The 3,212-nt window shown below is 63.5% G+C and carries 3 protein-coding genes and 2 pseudogenes; all 5 read right to left on the reverse strand.

Annotated elements, in window-relative coordinates; translation table 11 throughout:
• Positions 1 to 130: pseudogene (locus tag DNK49_RS24885) on the reverse strand (acetaldehyde dehydrogenase (acetylating)); the annotation flags it as partial.
• A gap of 31 nt (positions 131 to 161) precedes the next feature.
• Entirely contained in the window at positions 162 to 956 is a 795-nt protein-coding gene (locus tag DNK49_RS22760) for a 2-keto-4-pentenoate hydratase (RefSeq protein WP_110530351.1), read from the reverse strand.
• Between the two features lie 50 nt (positions 957 to 1,006).
• Positions 1,007 to 1,972, reverse strand: a complete 966-nt coding sequence (locus tag DNK49_RS22765; RefSeq protein ID WP_110530353.1) for a 3-carboxyethylcatechol 2,3-dioxygenase — start codon at positions 1,970 to 1,972, stop codon at positions 1,007 to 1,009.
• 32 nt (positions 1,973 to 2,004) lie between these two features.
• Positions 2,005 to 2,901 (reverse strand): alpha/beta fold hydrolase, encoded by an 897-nt coding sequence (locus tag DNK49_RS22770; RefSeq protein ID WP_110530354.1) that lies wholly within the window; start codon positions 2,899 to 2,901, stop codon positions 2,005 to 2,007.
• Between the two features lie 123 nt (positions 2,902 to 3,024).
• A pseudogene (locus tag DNK49_RS22775) lies at positions 3,025 to 3,212 on the reverse strand (Rieske 2Fe-2S domain-containing protein); the annotation flags it as partial.

The raw sequence follows: 3,212 nt of genomic DNA on the forward strand, positions 1-3,212 counted from the left end.
CCAGTCCTTCCGAGCCGGCGTCGATGCCCACCATCCACACCGGTTCGAGCACCGGCGAGCGGCGCAGTTTGTACAGCAGGTCGGTACCGATGTTGCCCGGTCCGATCAGGGCGCATTTGATCTTGTTCATGTGTTCTCTCCGCGGGGATACGAATCTTGGTTCAGGCAAAACTTGCCTCGACATGGCCCAGACCCTCGATGTCGACGGCAAAGACCTGGGGGCAGGCCGGATCAACGGCAACCATCGGCCCGAGCGCTCCGGTCAGCACGATGTCGCCGGCCTGCAGCGGTTGGCCGACCTGCACCAGCATGTCGGCCAGCCAGATCGCGGCATTGATCGGATTACCAAGACAGGCGCGGGCGTTGCCCTGGGACACGAGCCGCTCGCCCTCCTTCATCTGCATCGCGCAGCGCCCCATGTCGAAGCCGCCGGGCTTGACCGGATTACCGCCCAGCACGAACAGCCCTGACGACGCGTTGTCGGCCACCGTATCGAACAGGCTGATGCGCCAATCGGCGATGCGGCTGTCGACGATCTCCACCGCAGGCAGGCAGTAGTCGATGGCACCAAGGATGTCGGCATAAGTGTGGCGCTCGAAGCGAAGATCCTTGCCCAGCACGAAAGCGATTTCAGCCTCGACCTTGGGCTGGATCAAGCGCCCTCGTGCAACCGGCTCGGCGTCACCCACCGACATGTCGGCATACAGCATGCCGAAGTCCGGCTGATCGACGCCAAGCTGCTTCTGCACCGCCGGCGAGGTCAGACCGATCTTGCGCCCAACCAGACGGCGCCCCGCCGCCAGCGCGCGGCGGGTGTTGTGCGCCTGGATCGCATAAGCGAGTTCGGCGCTGGGTGCTGCAACACGATCGCGTAACGGCGCGATCGGGCAGCGGGCCTGTTCGGCCAGGAAAAGGGCTTCTGCCGCCGCAGCGGCATCGAGCACGGCATCTGTCATGTCATGTCCTTGTTTGAAATGGAAGCGGTAGCGCAGGCAAACGCCGCAGATCAGGCCGGCACCTGCACCGGGGGGCCATCTCCGGTCAGCGCACCAAAGCCCGCCACCCATTCGGGAATTGCCCGGTAGTAACGTGCGCGGCCCTGCCAATGACCGCTGCATGCGGCATCCATCGCCGCACTTGCGGCAACCCAACTCTTGACCTCATGGGTGGATGCGCCAGCTTGTTCGGTAACCTCGTCGTTGCGGTAAGCGTCGATCGCCCTCCAGTCCCGGGCGCACAATTGCTGCATGAAGGTCTGATCCCATTCCGGGTTGAGGGCATGCAGCCCCGCTTCACCTGCAGCAAATGCCCGTGCAGCGGCAACCGTGCGCTTCTGCCGTGCATCGCGGGCTTCGGGCGTGGGGTTGCGGCCGGCGACGATGCGTTCGATGACCACCGGATCGGTCTCCACCGCAATGCGTGGAATCGGCGGGTTATGCGAAAGGCCACCAGACGCAACAAACAAGGCACGGGCATGGCGACCGCGGGCAAACCTGCCCACCGCCTCACCCAACTGGCGTGCACGCTTGAAGCTTGCCAGGGGTGGAGCCACCGCGTTGATCATGATCGGCACCACCGGATAACGATCGAGACTTCCGGTCAGTTCCACCAGGGTCTGGGCAAAGCCATGGTCCACCTGCATGCGGTAGGAAAAAGCGAGATCGATGCCGTCGTCGACCACCGCCCTTGCACACTGCTCGGCCAGCGCCCGCGGCACCTGCAGCGGCCCGGGAGGCGTAGCGTAGTCGCCCACCGAGGTGGCAGCCATACCGAGGCAGAATTGCGGCATCAGATCGAGAAAGAAACCGTTGTAGTGATCCGAGGCGAACAGGTAGATCACCTCGGGATCGAATCGCTCGATCTCTTCCCGGACCTTCTCCACACACTGTGCGACCTCGGCCACCACGTCGGCGGCCGGATCGAAATAGCCTTTCAACGGCGTATGCGACATGCACTGCAGCATGGCTTTCATCACTTTTCCTCCTCTCCGGATGTACCCGAGGCTCACTGACCGACGCGAACGGCCTCGGGAACCGGCCCACCGAGCAGAAAGGCAAGATGGATGCGATTGAAAGTCTTGGGATCCTCAAACTGTGGCCAATGACCGCAACCGTCCATGACGGTAAACAGCGCGCCGGGAATCATCGACGCCATGCGCCTGCCCTCGGTCACGTCCGCAGTCGGATCGTCCGATGTCCACAGCACCAGCGTAGGTGCCTGGATGCGGGCGTAGTCCTCGGCCCTGAGCAGATTGCGCAGACGGGTTTCCATGTCCTGCAGCACCATGTTGTGCCGCATGCCCTCAGCCATGCCGGGGCGCGCATAGATGGCCTGGCGAGTCGCAATCAGATCGTCATAGGCTTTGGACTTGTCGGCCATCAGCCACTCGACGCGGGCCTTGATGAAATCCCAGGACGGATCGGACGTCGCCTGCAGTGACAGACTCTTGAGACGGGCCATCACCACCGGATCGGCTTGCGAGCCACCGGCGGTGTTGAGCACCAGACGCTCGACCCGATCAGGGTGGTCGATCGCCATCCGTGCCGCGACCCAGCCACCGAGCGATTCCCCGGAAAAACTGGCGCGCTCGATCCGGTGCGCATCCATGAAACGCAGCAGATGATCGATGTATGCGGGAATCTCGAGGTCGCGGCTGGCGATATCCGACCAGCCATGGCCGATCATGTCGATTGCCCAGGTCGAGAAATGCATGCCGTGCGCCTTGAGGTTGCGCACATAGGCTTCGGCATGCCCGCCGACGCCGTGCAACATGATCAGCGCCGGGCTGGCACGGTCTCCGGCATGCAGGTAGCGGGTGTTGATGCCACCGGCGTTGGTCCAGCCCTGGCTGAAGCTGGTCTGGCGCAGCTCGGCCCAGATGCTCTGGAAGGATGTGTCCACTACGGATACTCCGATATCTCGTCGCCGCGCACGCCCATACCGACTTCCGGCAGGTTTCGCATGCGGCGCACGAATCACGTTGGGGAAAGGCCTGCGTCAGGCAGAGGGCGCAGGTGGTACGGCTCAGTCTTCGATCTGTTCGACGAAGTAGCCCGGCGGCTTGCCTTCGGCCGTCTTCTTCAAACGGATGCTGTGCGTCTTCACCGACCCATCCACCCCCTTGCCCGGCCTGGCGATCCCACGATTCCAGCGCGAAGCCAGCTTGCGCCACGTGATCGGCGAGATGTCCGTCGCCACCAGTTGCTCGTCGT

Source organism: Parazoarcus communis SWub3 = DSM 12120, from assembly GCF_003226565.1.
Lineage (GTDB): Bacteria > Pseudomonadota > Gammaproteobacteria > Burkholderiales > Rhodocyclaceae > Parazoarcus > Parazoarcus communis.